Genomic DNA, 13,315 nt, shown 5'->3' on the forward strand with positions numbered 1-13,315 from the left:
CGGGCATACCCGTCACACCGGCGCGCGATGTCGACGCCGCCGACGGTCTGCGCGCGGGCGGTCGGGTTCGAAATGTCCACCCGCACTGAGTGAAACCTCGTGACCGAGGAGCTCACAGGGCGGCGCCGATCGCGACGGGAGTGGTCCGGCCGGACGGGATCGTCCGGCCGGATTCCGGGGTGCTACGCGCCCTTGAACGCCGCGCCCGAGATCGGGGTCGACGGTTGGCCGTCGATGCCGACGGGGATCTCGCCTTCGAGGGTGGTGCGGTAGAGCACGCGGGTGACGTCGAGGTGGTCGAGGTCACTGGGGGCCAGGTGCGCGGTGGCGCGGTTGTCCCAGAACGCGATGCTGCCCCGCTCCCAGCGGAAGCGGACGGTGTAGGCGGGTTGGGCGATCTCGTCGAACAGCAGTTTCAGGATCGCGTCGGACTGGTCGGGGCGAAGGCCGACGATGCGGGTGGTGAAGCCGGGATTGACGAACAGGGCGCGTTCGCCGGTCACCGGATGCACGCGGACCACCGGGTGTTCGGTGACCAGCGGGGCGGTGGCGACCTTCTTGGCATAGTCGCTGTCGGCGTCCCACACCGGCCTGCTGCCGCCGAAGCGGTGTTCGGCGCGCAGTCCGTCGACGAAGCGGCGCAACGCGTCCGGCAGGTTCTCGTAGGCGGCGACCAGGTTGGTCCAGCGGGTGTCGCCGCCGCGTTCCGGGGCGATCTCGGCGCGCAGGATCGACGCCGCAGGGGGGTTGATCAGCGGGGACACATCGGTGTGCCACTGGTTGGTGTAGCTGAATTTCTTTACGCCGAAACGCTTTTCGTAGAGGCGGCTGTCGACGGCGAGGATCTCCGGGAATTCGGTCGGCGCGTCGTCGTCGTAGGGGTGCGACGGGGTGACGGCGCCGAACCGGCGGGAGAACGCGATCTGTTCGGCGTGACCGATGTGCTGGTCGCGGAAGAACAGCACCTTGTATTCGTAGAGCGCGGCGGAGATCGTCGCGACCTGCGCCTCGGTCAGGGTTTCGCGCAGGTCGACACCGCTGATGTCGGCGCCGATATGGCCTGCGACGGGGGTGACCTGAACGGTGTCGGCGGCAATATCGGTGCCGAGACTGTCGGCGGCAATATCGGTGCCGAGACTGTCGGCGGCGGTGGTGACGGGGTTTTCGTGCACTGCGGTCATGGCAAACTCACTTGGGGAGAACGGGTTCGGGCGGGAGTTGCGCCGAAGCGACAGGCGCTGCGGCAGATTCGCATGAAGTCGACCGCGCGCCGCCGGGTCAGCGCGGGCACAGGGGGGCGGGCGGTCACGGCAGTTCCGGGCCGATGGCGAAGCGCGCGCCGAGTCGTCCGCCGCCCCAGCCGAGTTCGCTGCGGTAGCTGCCGAGCAGGCCGTGCTCGATCAGGTAGGACTCCTCGCGCTGCGGATCCTCCGGTGGCAGCGCTTCGGTGCGCGGCGCCACGAACAGGGCGTCGACCGGGCAGTACGCCTCGCACATGAAGCAGGTCTGGCAGTCCGAGCGGCGGGCGAGCACCGGCACCCCGTCCGCGCCGCGATCGAAGACGTGGGTGGGGCATACATCGATGCAGGCGTCGCAGGCGATGCAGCGTTCGGCGGAGACGACCTCGATCATGCCGAAACCCGTTCGCCCGCGGCCAGGAAGACCGGTTCCGGCGCGGTCCACACCTCGTCGAGTCCGCCGGTGATGATCCGGTGGTGCTGGGCCGGATCGAGGTCGGGGTATTCCTCGCGCCGCGCCATGCCTCGGGATTCGGTGCGGGCCAGCGCCGCGTTGTACATCCAGCGAGCGTGCGCGGTCATCGCGGCGGCCGAGCGCACCTTCGACGGATCGGCTTCGGTGTGGTCGAGTCCGGTGCGCGCGGCGCGCCAGATCTCGTCGAGTGCGGCCAGCGCCGGACGCAACCGGTCGCCGTGGCGCAGGTAGTTCTTCTCGTAGGGCAGTACTTCGCGCTGCACGGCCGCGACGATCTCGGTGTGCGTGAGACCCGCGTCGGGGCGGCCGGTTGGGCGCAGACCGACACCGCCCGCGCCGACGCGTCTGCGCTCGGCCGACGCACTCGACTGCCGCCGGGCGAACCGGGCCGCGCCCGCGCCGGCCCAACTGCCCGAGGACATGGCCCATGCCGCGTTATGGCTGCCGCCGCCGGTGAAGCCGCCGCAGATCAGCTCGCGGGTCGCGACGTCACCGGCCACGAACAGGCCGGGGACGCCGGTGGAGCAGTCCGCGCCCGCGACCCGCACGCCGCCGGTGCCGCGCACGGTGGCCTCGAGCAGCAGGGTGATCGGGAACCGTTCGGTGAAGGGGTCGATGCCGAGGCGGTCGAAGGTGAGGAAGAAATTGGGCTGTCCGCGCCGCATGGCCCGCCGCTGTGCTTCGTCGGCCAGATCCAATGTGCAGTAGACCGGTTCGTCGAGCAGGGTGCGCGCGATCACCGAGCGTCCGCCCTTGCTCGACGCGCCTTCCAGCGGCTCGCCGTTGCCGAGGTAGAAGGTGGCGAAGGAGTAGTAGGCGGTCTTGGTGACCGAGGTGAACGCGGGCGCGATGGCGTAGGCGTTGGAGAACTCCATCCCCGACAGTTCCGCGCCCGCCTCGACCGCCATGAGCGCGCCGTCGCCGGTGTTCACGTCGCAGCCGAGGGTTTTCGACTGGAACGCGCAGCCGCCGGTGGCCAGGACGACCGCGCGGGCGTGCACGTCGACGCGCGCGCCGTCGGAGAGCCGGTGCAGGCGCGCGCCCGCCACGGTGCCGTCGGCGGTGCGCAGCAGTTCGACGGCCGGGGTGTGGTCGAGGATGCGGACGCCGGCGCGACGAACCCGAAGCCGTTGGCGCTTCATGTATTCCGGGCCTTGGACGCCGGTGCGCAGCGATTTGCCCTCCGGCGTCACCGGGAACGGGTAGCGGCCCTGTTCGGCGAGTTCGTTGACGAGTTCGTAGGTTTCGTCGAGCACCCTGGCCATCCAGTCGCGGTCGGCCAGGTAGCCGCCGAGGCCTTCACGACTGGCCATGGCACGCTCGCGCAGCTCCGGTTCGGGTTCCACGTACCAGATCCCGGTGCCCGCGGCTGCGGTCGCGCCGCTGCTGCCGCAGAAACCCTTGTCCGCCAACGTGACCGTGGCGCCCGCCGCGGCGGCCTTCAACGCGGCCCAGGTGCCCGCGGGTCCGCCGCCGATCACCAGTACATCGGTTTCGCTCATGATGTCACCTTCCGTCGGAGGGTTCGAGTGTTCTGTTCGGTGGAGGCCATGGGCTGTAGTGCGGGATGTAGCGGGCCATCACGCCTGCGCCGACCGCCGCGATGGCGCCGATGGTCACCGAGGCCGCGGCCAACGGCGCGGCGCCCGCGAGCGCGCCGATCAGCAGTGGTCCGACGAAGGAGCCGCCGTCGTGGGTCAGTCGCCAGGCGGCGAGGAATTCCGAGCGGATGGCGGCGGGCGCGATATCGGCGCCGAGGGTCATGATCACGCCGTTGCCGACCCCGTTGCCGATGCCCATCGCCACCGCGACCGCGCCGAGCGCCGCCGTGGTCGCGGTGAACGGCACGGCGACGTAGGAGACGGCGAGGATGGCCAGCGACGGTATCGCGACGGGTCCTCGGCCGAAGCGGTCCATCAGATGTCCTGCGGGATAGGCGAATACCAGCTCCAGTGCCGCGCCGATGCCGAAAAGCACACTGGCGGTGGCCGCGCCGATCCCGATGTGGTGCGCCCACAGCGGCAGGATCACCTCGCGCGAGGTGCGCGCCGCACCCATCATCAGCGAGCCCGCGCCGAGGGTGAACAGCACGCGGTGATGCAGCTTGCCCACCCCGAGCAGCGAAAGCGGCGCCGCGGAGAGACCCGAGGGCGCTCCCGTGTTCGGCAGCGGCATCCTCGCCATCATCCAGCCCGCGATCAGGAAGGCCACGAACTGTACGGCGAAGCCGCCTTTGGTGCCCATCGCGAGAATCGCCAGCGCGCCGATGAACGGCCCGGCGAAGAATCCAAGCCGCATCGCCCCGCCGAACAGCGACATGGCGCGCGCCCGCCGCCCGAAGGCGATGGCCTCGGCCATGAAGGTCATCTGCGCCAATCCCCATACGGCATTGGACAATCCGATGATCAGCAGGCCGACGCACAGCATCGCGACATTGGGCGCGAGCAGGCAAAGCAGCACGCCGAGCAGGCCGACGGCCGTGCCGCCGATGGTCGATGCCCGTTCGCCGATCCGCGCCACCAGCTGTCCGGCCGGGATGTCGCCGAGCACCTGGCCCAATCCGACCAGGGCGACGGCGAGTCCCGCGACCGCGGTGGACGCACCCAGATCCACCGCGGCCAGTGTCATCACCGGTGCACCGGCGCCCATGCCGATCCCCCGAGCCAGTGTCGGCACGTAGACCGGGAACACCAGCGGGCGCAGGGAATCGATGGGCTCCGTTAGCGGTGCGGGACAGGCGGTCATGCGCTCACTTCGGAACGCGTCTCGGCGTACCGACTCTCCACCTGCTCGAGTCCGTAATGTCCACGCAGCGTGTCGGATTCGTAGTCGGTGCGGAACAGTCCGCGCTCCTGGAGGATCGGCACGACCTTGTCGACGAAGTCCTCGAGACCGCCGGGCAGGTACGGCGGCATGATGTTGAATCCGTCGGCCGCGCCGTTCTCGAACCAGCTCTGCAGCTCGTCGGCGATCTGGGTCGGGGTGCCCGCGAAGGACCGGTGCCCGCGCCCGCCGCCGAGTTTGCCGATGAGTTGGCGCACGGTCAGGCGCTCGTTCTCGGCGAGTTCCTTGACCAGTTCGAACCGGCTCTTGTTGCCCTCGAAGTCGGTGATCTCGGGCAGCGGCGGCAGCGGGGCGTCCAGCGCGTGTTCGGTGAGGTCGACACCGAGCATCCTGGACAGCTGGCCCAGCGCGTAGTCGGGCGAGATCAGGTCGGTGAACTCCTGTTCCAGCGCGATCGCCTCGGCCTCGGTGTCGGCGATGTAGGGCACAAGGCCGGGCAACACCTTGAGCTCGTCGGCCGCGCGGCCGTATCTGGCCAAGCGGGACTTGAGATCCCGGTAGAAGCTCTGCCCTTCGGCGAGGGTGCGCTGCGCGGTGAACACGGCCTCGGCGTAGCGCGCTGCGAAATCCTTTCCGCTCTCCGAGGATCCGGCCTGCACCAGCAGCGGATGACCTTGCGGCGTGCGCGGGGAGTTGAGCGGTCCGCGCACCGTGAAGCGCGGGCCGTCGTAGTCGACGGTGTGCACCTTCGACGGATCGGCGAACACGCCGCGCTCCGGATCGAGGACCACGGCCGAGGACTCCCAACTGTCCCACAGCCGCAACGCGACATCCACGAATTCCTGTGCGCGTTCGTAGCGCCGCGCGTGTTCGGGCAATTCCGTGTAGCCGAAGTTCCTCGCCTCGTCCTCCCCCGCGGAGGTCACAATGTTCCAGCCCGCCCGGCCACCGCTGATGTGGTCGAGCGAGGCGAATTTGCGCGCCAGGTTGAACGGTTCGTTGTAGCTGGTGGACGCGGTGGCGATGAGGCCGACCTTGGCGGTGACCGCGGCGATGGCCGAGAGCAGCGTCACCGGTTCGAACACCGCGAGGGTGTTGCGTTCGATGCGCGGGCCGACGGCGAGCCCGTCGGCGAAGAACACCGAGTCGAGCTTGCCGCGTTCGGCGATGCGGCCGAGCTCCTGGAAGTGGGCCACGTCGAGCACATCGCGTTCCTCGGTGCGCGGATGCCGCCAGGCGGCTTCATGATGACCGACGCCCATGAGGAAAGCATTGAGATGGAATTGCTTCGGGGACATTGTTTTTCAGTTCCTTGCTGCTATCGGTGACGCTACTGGCTCGGATCGACGCGCCAGCGCGAGAAGCGGCGCTCGAGCGCGACCAGGATGCCGTTGAAGGCCAGGCCGAGCAGGGAGATCGCCAGGATGCCCGCGTACATGTTCGGGATCTGGAAGTTCTGCTGCGCCGCGGTGATCAGATAGCCGAGACCCGCTCGCGCGCCGACCATCTCGGCGGCGAGCAATACCAGGATCGAACTCGCCGCGGCCATGCGAAGGCCGGTGAAGATCGAGGGGATCGCGGCGGGCAGGATCACCTTCTGGAACAGCCGCAGCGGATTGAGTCCGAGCGAGGCCGCCGACTTCACCAGCAGCGGATCCACCGTGCGCACACCGGTGATGGTGTTGAGCAGGATCGGGAAGGTGCTCGCGTACACCACTAGCGCGACCTTGGAGGTCTCGCCGATGCCGAGGATCAGCACGAACACCGGGAGCAGCGCCAGCGCGGCGGTGTTGCGGAACAGCTCGAGGATCGGGTTGAGCAGATCGGCCACCGGCTTGTACCAGGCGATGGCGATGCCGAGTGGGACGGCGATCGCCAGCGCCAGCACGAAACCGGTCAGCGAGCGGTTGAGGCTGGCCGACACGTGGGTCCACATCTCCCCGCTGGCGACCAGGTCGACGAAGGCGCGAGCGACCGTGCTGAACGGCGGCAGGAACACCTCGTCCACCAGGCCGGTGCCCGGCGCGAACTGCCAGATCAGCAGGAAGATGGCGATGGCGACGAACGGCTTGACCAGCCGCCACGCGGTGCGGGCGATCACACCGCCGACGCGCTTGGCCACCGAGGGCCCGGCCGCGACGGGTGCGGCGGGCTCGGTCGGCGCGGGGGTCTCGACGGGCACGGGCTTGTCGATGAGCTGGGTTGCGCTAGACATGGATCGGCCTCTCGGTCCGTACTTCTTCGGTGGTGGTGCTGTCGGAGAGGGATCGCCGTTCCAGGCCCTGCGCGCGCTCGACCTCACTGTGCAGCAAGGTCCAGATGTCGTGCCGGTAGGAACGGAAGACTTCGCTCGAACGCAGGTCCTCGCCGGTGTCGCGGTCGATGTCGACATCGAGCGTCGCCTTGACCCGGCCGGGCCGCGAGGTCAGCACCGCGACGCGCTGACCCAGGTACACGGCCTCGTCGATGCCGTGGGTGATGAACAGAATGGTCTTGCCGGTGGCCTGCCAGATCCGGCGCAGCTCGTCCTGCAGCGACTCCCTGGTCTGGGCGTCGAGCGCGGCGAACGGCTCGTCCATCAGCAGCACCTCGGGGTCGAAGGCGAGGCTGCGCGCGATGGCGACGCGCTGCTTCATACCGCCGGACAGTTCGTGCGGATAGCGGTCGCCGAATCCGCTCAGCCCCACCAGTTCCAGGTATTCGTCGGCGATCCGGCGACGCTCCTTGCGCCGCAGCCCCTTGGCCTCCAGGCCGAATTCGATATTGGTGCGCGCGGTGCGCCACGGCAGCAGCGCGTACTGCTGGAATACGATGCCGCGATCCAGACCGGGACCGGTGATGGGCGCGCCGTCGAGCAAGATTTCCCCCGAGGTGGGCTTGCTCAGCCCGCCGAGCAGGTCGAGCAGCGTCGACTTGCCCGAACCGCTCGGCCCGACCAGCACCAGGAACTCGCCCTCGTGCAAATCCAGGGTGATGTCCTCGACCGCGACGAAACGTTCGGCGGAGTCACGCACGGAGAATTCCTTGCGCACCGCCTTCAGCGCGAGTTTCGGTGTCGTGGAACTCATTTGGCAACCGCCTCTCCGGTCGGTCCGCTGGTGGGCTGGTAGGTGCCGTTGGCGTACGGGTTGAATTCGTTGGTGAACAGATCAGCCGCCTTCAACTGGCCCGGCTTCAGCTCACCGTTGCGTACCAGCCAGTCGATCCAGATCTGCAGTTCCTTCTCCGCGATCACCGCTCCCGGCACCGGAAGTCCCGAACTGCGCCAGTACTTCAACAGCTCGGTGTTCTCGGCGCGGCCGCGCTTCTCGATGATGGTCTTGAAACGAGCCACCACCTCCTCGCGCGGGGTGACCTGCAACCAGCGCGTCGCCCGCGCGGTGCCCTGCACGAAATCCGCGACCGCGTCCCGGTTCTTGGCGATGAAATCGTCGCGGAAGACGAAAGTGCCGTAATCGAACTCACCGAAGATCGCCTTGTCGGTGTAGAGCGGACGAATGCCGCCGCGTTCGACGGCGGTCTCCCGGAAGACCGACCCGAGCGTGCCGACCTCGACCTGCCCCTTGCGCAGCGCGTCCTCGGTATTGGCGGGCGGCACCACGACCAGCTGGACCTGCTTGATCTCGTCCTCGGTCAGGCCCTGCTGATGCAGCCACTCCCTGGTGATGAACTCGTGGTGCGCACCGAGGGTGTTGACGGCGACCTTCTTGCCGATCAGATCGCGCGCGGACTTGATATCGGAATCCTCGCGCACGAAATAGCCGCTGAAGGACTTGTCGTCCGCACCGTAGGAGCTCAGCACCGACGTGACCTTCGCGCCGCCGGAGACCAGTTTCACCACCGCGCCGTTGAACGCGCTGCCGAATTCGATCTGATTCGTCGCCGCGGCCTGGATATTCGCGGGCCCGCTGGTGGTGTCGCCCTCCCACTTCAGCGAGATCTTGCTGAAGTAGCCGAGGTCGTCGGCGAGTTCGAACGCGGAGACCTGACCGGTGCTGCCCTGATAGCGCAGCACGGTCTTACCGTCGGCGGTGGTGGTCGTACCGGAACTGCCGCACGCGCTCAGCACGGAAACACTGGCTACGAGACTGAGTGCGGCGGCGGTGAATCTGTACACGCGCCGCGATAAAGCGGTGGAGGACATGGAGCTTCCTTCGAGAAGGCGCGCCGAACTAGGTCGTGGCGTCGCCGAGGACACCGGGTTGGTTCACCCGGTGGAGTTGTCTGCGGTCGGATCGAGCCGTGCGCGGCGACGGCCGCGCACGTCAGCGGTGACAGATTCCGTGCGGAACGCGCATCAGATCGATCGCCCTGCGGCGAACGAGCGCGGTGCGAATCAACACGTCGGCAACCTTCGTGAGCTGGTGACTGGGGACGATTTCAGCCGTGGCTTCCCATGGTGTGGTGACCCGAGACGCCAGACAACAGCCATTCCACATTGTGAAAATCGGGGTGATTCTTATTCCCCTGACCTGGGCTGATGTCCGAACGCTTCATGCACTCAGCCAACAAGGACGACGACGATCGGGGAAGGGTTCCGATCACCGGGATTCACGCCGCCGACGGGTACGCGACCGCCGACCGGATACCCGGGGGCACCGATGCGGCATCGATCGCACCCGAGAACCGGGACGGGAATCGACGCTACTGTCGGAGATACGGCCGCCCTCCGAATCAGATCGCGCCGAACCGTTGACGCGTGGGTCCAGAGACATCACAGTGTTCGGCGGCCCACCGCGCGCCACACGATGCCCGAGTGAACGACGCTCGGGCGTACGACAAGGAGATATCTGTGCGTTTCGGCATCTTCATCCCGCAGGGTTGGCGACTGGACCTGGTCGGTATCGATCCCGCGCGGCAGTGGGCGGTGATGCGCGATCTGGCCCAGCGCGCCGACGCGGGGTCGGTCTGGGAGTCGCTGTGGGTGTACGACCATTTCCACACCGTTCCGGTGCCGACCGAGGAGGCGACGCACGAGGCGTGGACGCTGATGTCGGCGTTCGCGGCCACCACCTCGCGTATCCGACTCGGTCAGATGTGTACCGCGATGAGCTACCGGAACCCGGCCTATCTGGCGAAGGTCGCGGCGACGGTCGATCTGATCTCGGGCGGTCGCGTTGAGATGGGTATCGGCGGCGGCTGGTACGAGCACGAATGGCGCGCCTACGGCTACGGGTTCCCCTCCGCCGGTGACCGGCTGCGCCGCCTCGACGAGGGCGTGCAGATCTTCCAGCAGGCCTGGACCAAAGGTGTGGCCACCCTCGACGGGAAGCACTACCAGGTCGACGGCGCGATCGTGCGGCCGCTGCCATTGCAGGAGGGCGGAATTCCGCTGTGGGTCGCGGGCGGCGGTGAGAAGGTGACCTTGCGCATCGCCGCGAAGTACGCGCGCTACACCAATTTCGTCGGCGTCCCCGACGAGTTCGCGCACAAGTCGGAGCTGCTGCGGGCGCACTGCGCCGAGGTCGGCACCGATTTCGACGCCATCGTCCGTTCCTCGAACTTCAATGTCGCCCTCGGCGCGACCGAGGCCGAGGTCGAGCAGCGGCTGCGCGACATCGAGGCACGCGCCACCCCGTTCCTCGGCGCGGAGGGGGCCGCCGGGTTCGTGAACAACACCTATCGCGGCACCGCCGCGGTCGGCACGCCGGAACAGGTCATCGAGAACCTGTCGAAGGTGCGGGCGCTCGGCTTGGAGTATGCGATCTTCAACTTCGCCGAAGCCGCCTACGACACCTCCGCCATCGAACTGTTCGAGCGCGAAGTCGCCCCCGCCCTGGCCTGAGCACGCCCTCGTGGTTCACCGGGCCCGGCCGGTGAACCACGGGAGGCCGCTATCGCCATGCGGGGGTTTTGCGCCACCGGTCGGCGGTGTCGGTGACGCGCTCGTTGGACCGCACCATCATCCGTTCCAGCACCGCCATGCGTTGGCGCTGCACCAGGATCTCGCGCAGCGCGGTACGCACGGTCTCCTCCGGCGTCGAGGTTCCCAGCAGCGCGCCTGCCACCGCGAGCACCGCATCGTCCACCTCGACCGTCACCTCGGACATTTCCGCACCTCCCGAACACCGCCCACCCCGCTTCGATGGTAGGGCGAACCGGTCGCGCACAGAACTCCTTCCGATCAGAAACGTCACGACGCGGCCCCGAACCGGCGGCCCGTCCGATACCCTCCCCACGGTGATCACCGGCGAATTGCGCACCAGGATCGACCGGCTGTGGGACGCGTTCTGGTCCGGCGGGATCTCCAACCCGCTGGAGGCGGTCGAGCAGATCACCTACCTGATGTTCCTGCGCCGACTCGACGACCTCCAGAGCACCGCACCGGAATTCGAGCACCTGCGCTGGTCGCGACTGCCGAAATCCGATCCCGCCGCGCTGTTCGCCCTCGTCCGCGACGAAGTGTTCCCGTGGCTGCGCGCCCTCGGCGGCGCGGATTCCAGCTACGCCGAGCACATGCGCTCGGCCCGGTTCACCATCCCGACGCCCGCCCTGCTCGCCAAGGCGGTCAACCTGCTCGACCGCATGACCTACGACGACGGCGACACCACCGGCGACCTCTACGAATACATGCTGTCCAAGATCGCGACCGCGGGCCAGAACGGGCAGTTCCGCACCCCGCGCCACATCATCGACCTCATGGTGGCGATGCTGGCGCCGGGCCGACACGACCGGATCTGCGATCCCGCCTGCGGCACCGCGGGATTCCTCGTCGCGGCCGCGAAATACGTGCGCGCGCACCACGATGCCGGCCCCGACCGCTGCCACGGCTTCGACATCGACGCCACCATGCTGCGCATCGCGGGCATGAACCTGCTCGCGCACGAGGTCGACCGGCCCGAGATCCGCTACCGCGACGCACTCACCGAAGGCATCGACGCGGGCGCGTATTCGATGATCCTGGCCAATCCGCCGTTCGCGGGCGCCATCGACGCCGAGACCATCGCCCCCGACCTGTCGGCGGCCGTGCCGACCAGGAAATCCGAACTGCTGTTCCTCGCGCAGATCTTGCGCGCGCTCGAAGTCGGCGGACGCGCCGCCGTGATCGTGCCCGAAGGCGTGCTGTTCGGCTCGACCCGCGCGCACCGGACGCTGCGCAGGACCCTCGTGGAACAGCACGGGCTCGACGCGGTGGTGAAACTGCCGAGCGGAGTGTTCAAACCGTACGCGGGGGTGTCGACGGCGATCCTGGTGTTCACCAAAGGCGATGTCACCGAACAAGTCTGGTTCTACGACGTGCGCGCCGACGGTTACAGCCTCGACGACCGCCGCAGGCCCCTGCGCACCGATCCGCCGACTCGAGCCGAGTACGCGTCGAACGGCGGCCGTGTCCCCCGAGCGGGCGTGACCGCCTGCGACGATGTCGGCGCGGAGTCGGGCATCACCGCAGCCGATGTGGACGATGTCGGCCGCCGTCCCGCGAGCGAAACGACGAACACACCGTCTCGAACGAGCGAGGCCGCGCACACGGCGGACAACATTCCCGATGTCCTGCGCAGGTGGGCCGATCGCGCCGGTGGCGAGCGCGACCGTACTCGTGCCGATCAGAGTTTCTGCGTGCCCGTCGCCGAGATCATGGCGCGCGATTTCGATCTATCCCTGCATCGCTATCGCGAGATCCGCAGCGCTCCGGCCGAATTCCGGGACTCGCGCACGATCGTCGCCGAGATCGAGCGGCTGGAGACCCAGATCCAGCGCGGGATCGATGAATTGAAGGAACTGCTGTGGTGAACGCATGGCCGAGCGCCGCTTTCGCCGAGTTGTTCACCGATCGCTCACCGCGCCATCGGGGTATCCCGCGGTCGCGGTACTCGGCCGCGGGCGCGTTGCCGATCGTGGATCAGGGCGGCGCGACGCCTGCGGGTTACACCGACGACCGCCGCCACGAATACACCGGCCCGCTACCGGTACTCGTCTTCGGCGACCACACGCGGCGCGTCAAATACATCGATTACCGGTTCGCCGTCGGCGCCGACGGGGTGAAGGTGCTGCATCCGCGTCCCGGATTCGACGCGCGCTACCTCTACCACGCGCTGGCCGCGCTCGACCTGCCCGACGCGGGCTACGCGCGGCATTTCAAATTCCTCGCCGACACCGCGTTCCCCGCGCCGCCGCCACCCGTCCAGCGCCGCGTGGCGGATCTGCTCGACCGCGCGGAAACCCTTGCGGTGCAGCGCCGTACCGCGCTGACGCTGATGGAAGAACTGCTGCGCACCCTGTTCATGGAGACCTTCGGCGACCTCGATCCGCCGCACGCCGACCTCGACGATATCGCCGACTTCCATTCCGGCGCGGCCCTTCCCTCGGGCGAGCAGTTCACCGGACAGCCCGGCGGCCACCTGCTGCTCAAGGTCGCCGATCTCACCGTGGACGGCAACGATATCGAACTCGGGGCCGCGCGCCGCTGGTCGGCGACGCCGGGCGCACGCGGGGCGACCTGCCCGGCAGGCTGCGTCGTGATCCCCAAGCGCGGCGGCGCGATCGCCACCAACAAGCGCAGGCTGACGACGCGGCCGGTGGTGCTCGACCCCAATCTGATGGCGATTCGACCGCACGGCGTCGAACTGCTTTACCTGTTCGAATGGCTGCGCGGCATCGACCTGACGACGCTGGCGACCGGCAGTTCGATGCCGCAGTTGAACAAGAAGGACCTCGCGGCGCTGCGGGTGCCGGTGCCGCCCGCGCCGGTCCAGCGCGCGTTCACCCGCCGAGCTTCGGTGCTGCACGAGCGGATCCGGACCCAACGCGCCCAATCGCGCGAGCTCGACGCACTTTTCGCGACGTTGCGCTACCGCGCCTTCACCGGCGAGTGAAGGCG

Annotated in this window: 12 protein-coding genes; 3 read left to right on the forward strand and 9 right to left on the reverse strand. The window is 68.3% G+C overall.

From position 1 onward, the window contains the following. Positions 1-182 precede the first annotated feature (182 nt). The 8 genes from IT779_RS35690 to IT779_RS35725 all read right to left on the reverse strand — a co-directional run bounded on the left by IT779_RS35690 (position 183) and on the right by IT779_RS35725 (position 8,641). On the reverse strand, positions 183-1,181 hold the full coding sequence (locus IT779_RS35690) for a TauD/TfdA dioxygenase family protein (RefSeq protein ID WP_196153916.1): 999 nt from the start codon (positions 1,179-1,181) through the stop codon (positions 183-185). A 124-nt stretch (positions 1,182-1,305) separates the two neighbouring features. Continuing rightward, entirely contained in the window at positions 1,306-1,632 is a 327-nt protein-coding gene (locus IT779_RS35695) for a 4Fe-4S dicluster domain-containing protein (RefSeq protein ID WP_196153917.1), read from the reverse strand. Further along, positions 1,629-3,215, reverse strand: a complete 1,587-nt coding sequence (locus IT779_RS35700) for an FAD-dependent oxidoreductase (protein WP_196153918.1) — start codon at positions 3,213-3,215, stop codon at positions 1,629-1,631. The genes IT779_RS35695 and IT779_RS35700 overlap by 4 nt, the downstream gene beginning before the upstream one ends. Positions 3,216-3,219: 4 nt before the next feature. Further along, the gene (locus tag IT779_RS35705; protein WP_196153919.1) at positions 3,220-4,458 is read right to left on the reverse strand and encodes an MFS transporter; all 1,239 of its coding nucleotides are present in this window, start codon (positions 4,456-4,458) and stop codon (positions 3,220-3,222) included. Further along, positions 4,455-5,795: an LLM class flavin-dependent oxidoreductase gene (locus IT779_RS35710; protein ID WP_196153920.1), complete on the reverse strand. Its 1,341-nt coding sequence runs from the start codon at positions 5,793-5,795 to the stop codon at positions 4,455-4,457. The genes IT779_RS35705 and IT779_RS35710 overlap by 4 nt, the downstream gene beginning before the upstream one ends. A 32-nt stretch (positions 5,796-5,827) precedes the next feature. Further along, the gene (locus tag IT779_RS35715) at positions 5,828-6,712 is read right to left on the reverse strand and encodes an ABC transporter permease (protein ID WP_196153921.1); all 885 of its coding nucleotides are present in this window, start codon (positions 6,710-6,712) and stop codon (positions 5,828-5,830) included. Next, complete coding sequence (locus tag IT779_RS35720; RefSeq protein ID WP_196153922.1) at positions 6,705-7,565, reverse strand: ABC transporter ATP-binding protein; 861 nt, start codon at positions 7,563-7,565, stop codon at positions 6,705-6,707. The genes IT779_RS35715 and IT779_RS35720 overlap by 8 nt, the downstream gene beginning before the upstream one ends. Then, a complete protein-coding gene (locus tag IT779_RS35725; protein ID WP_196153923.1) occupies positions 7,562-8,641 on the reverse strand; it encodes an ABC transporter substrate-binding protein in 1,080 nt (359 codons plus the stop codon). Before IT779_RS35725 ends, IT779_RS35720 begins: the two co-directional genes overlap by 4 nt. Positions 8,642-9,289: 648 nt before the next feature. Here IT779_RS35725 and IT779_RS35730 point away from each other — a divergent pair. Next, positions 9,290-10,282: an LLM class F420-dependent oxidoreductase gene (locus tag IT779_RS35730; RefSeq protein WP_196153964.1), complete on the forward strand. Its 993-nt coding sequence runs from the start codon at positions 9,290-9,292 to the stop codon at positions 10,280-10,282. Positions 10,283-10,331: 49 nt separating this feature from the next. On the opposite strand, the gene IT779_RS35735 is transcribed toward IT779_RS35730, so the two are convergent. Continuing rightward, on the reverse strand, positions 10,332-10,547 hold the full coding sequence (locus tag IT779_RS35735; protein WP_196153924.1) for a type II toxin-antitoxin system VapB family antitoxin: 216 nt from the start codon (positions 10,545-10,547) through the stop codon (positions 10,332-10,334). 130 nt (positions 10,548-10,677) lie between these two features. Between IT779_RS35735 and IT779_RS35740 the strand changes: the two genes are divergently transcribed. Further along, positions 10,678-12,228: a type I restriction-modification system subunit M gene (locus IT779_RS35740; protein ID WP_196153925.1), complete on the forward strand. Its 1,551-nt coding sequence runs from the start codon at positions 10,678-10,680 to the stop codon at positions 12,226-12,228. Continuing rightward, positions 12,225-13,310: a restriction endonuclease subunit S domain-containing protein gene (locus tag IT779_RS35745; RefSeq protein WP_196153926.1), complete on the forward strand. Its 1,086-nt coding sequence runs from the start codon at positions 12,225-12,227 to the stop codon at positions 13,308-13,310. Before IT779_RS35740 ends, IT779_RS35745 begins: the two co-directional genes overlap by 4 nt. Positions 13,311-13,315: the final 5 nt, after the last annotated feature.

Source organism: Nocardia bovistercoris, from assembly GCF_015674855.1.
Classification (GTDB): domain Bacteria; phylum Actinomycetota; class Actinomycetes; order Mycobacteriales; family Mycobacteriaceae; genus Nocardia; species Nocardia bovistercoris.

Bases quoted from the DNA above. Each gene is read 5' to 3' on its own strand.
- IT779_RS35710 (WP_196153920.1), bottom strand. From the start codon at position 5,795: ATGTCCCCGAAGCAATTCCATCTCAATGCTTTCCTCATGGGCGTCGGT.
- IT779_RS35735 (WP_196153924.1), bottom strand. From the start codon at position 10,547: ATGTCCGAGGTGACGGTCGAGGTGGACGATGCGGTGCTCGCGGTGGCA.
- IT779_RS35705 (WP_196153919.1), bottom strand. From the start codon at position 4,458: ATGACCGCCTGTCCCGCACCGCTAACGGAGCCCATCGATTCCCTGCGC.
- IT779_RS35715 (WP_196153921.1), bottom strand. From the start codon at position 6,712: ATGTCTAGCGCAACCCAGCTCATCGACAAGCCCGTGCCCGTCGAGACC.
- IT779_RS35690 (WP_196153916.1), bottom strand. From the start codon at position 1,181: ATGACCGCAGTGCACGAAAACCCCGTCACCACCGCCGCCGACAGTCTC.
- IT779_RS35695 (WP_196153917.1), bottom strand. From the start codon at position 1,632: ATGATCGAGGTCGTCTCCGCCGAACGCTGCATCGCCTGCGACGCCTGC.
- IT779_RS35725 (WP_196153923.1), bottom strand. From the start codon at position 8,641: ATGTCCTCCACCGCTTTATCGCGGCGCGTGTACAGATTCACCGCCGCC.
- IT779_RS35700 (WP_196153918.1), bottom strand. From the start codon at position 3,215: ATGAGCGAAACCGATGTACTGGTGATCGGCGGCGGACCCGCGGGCACC.
- IT779_RS35720 (WP_196153922.1), bottom strand. From the start codon at position 7,565: ATGAGTTCCACGACACCGAAACTCGCGCTGAAGGCGGTGCGCAAGGAA.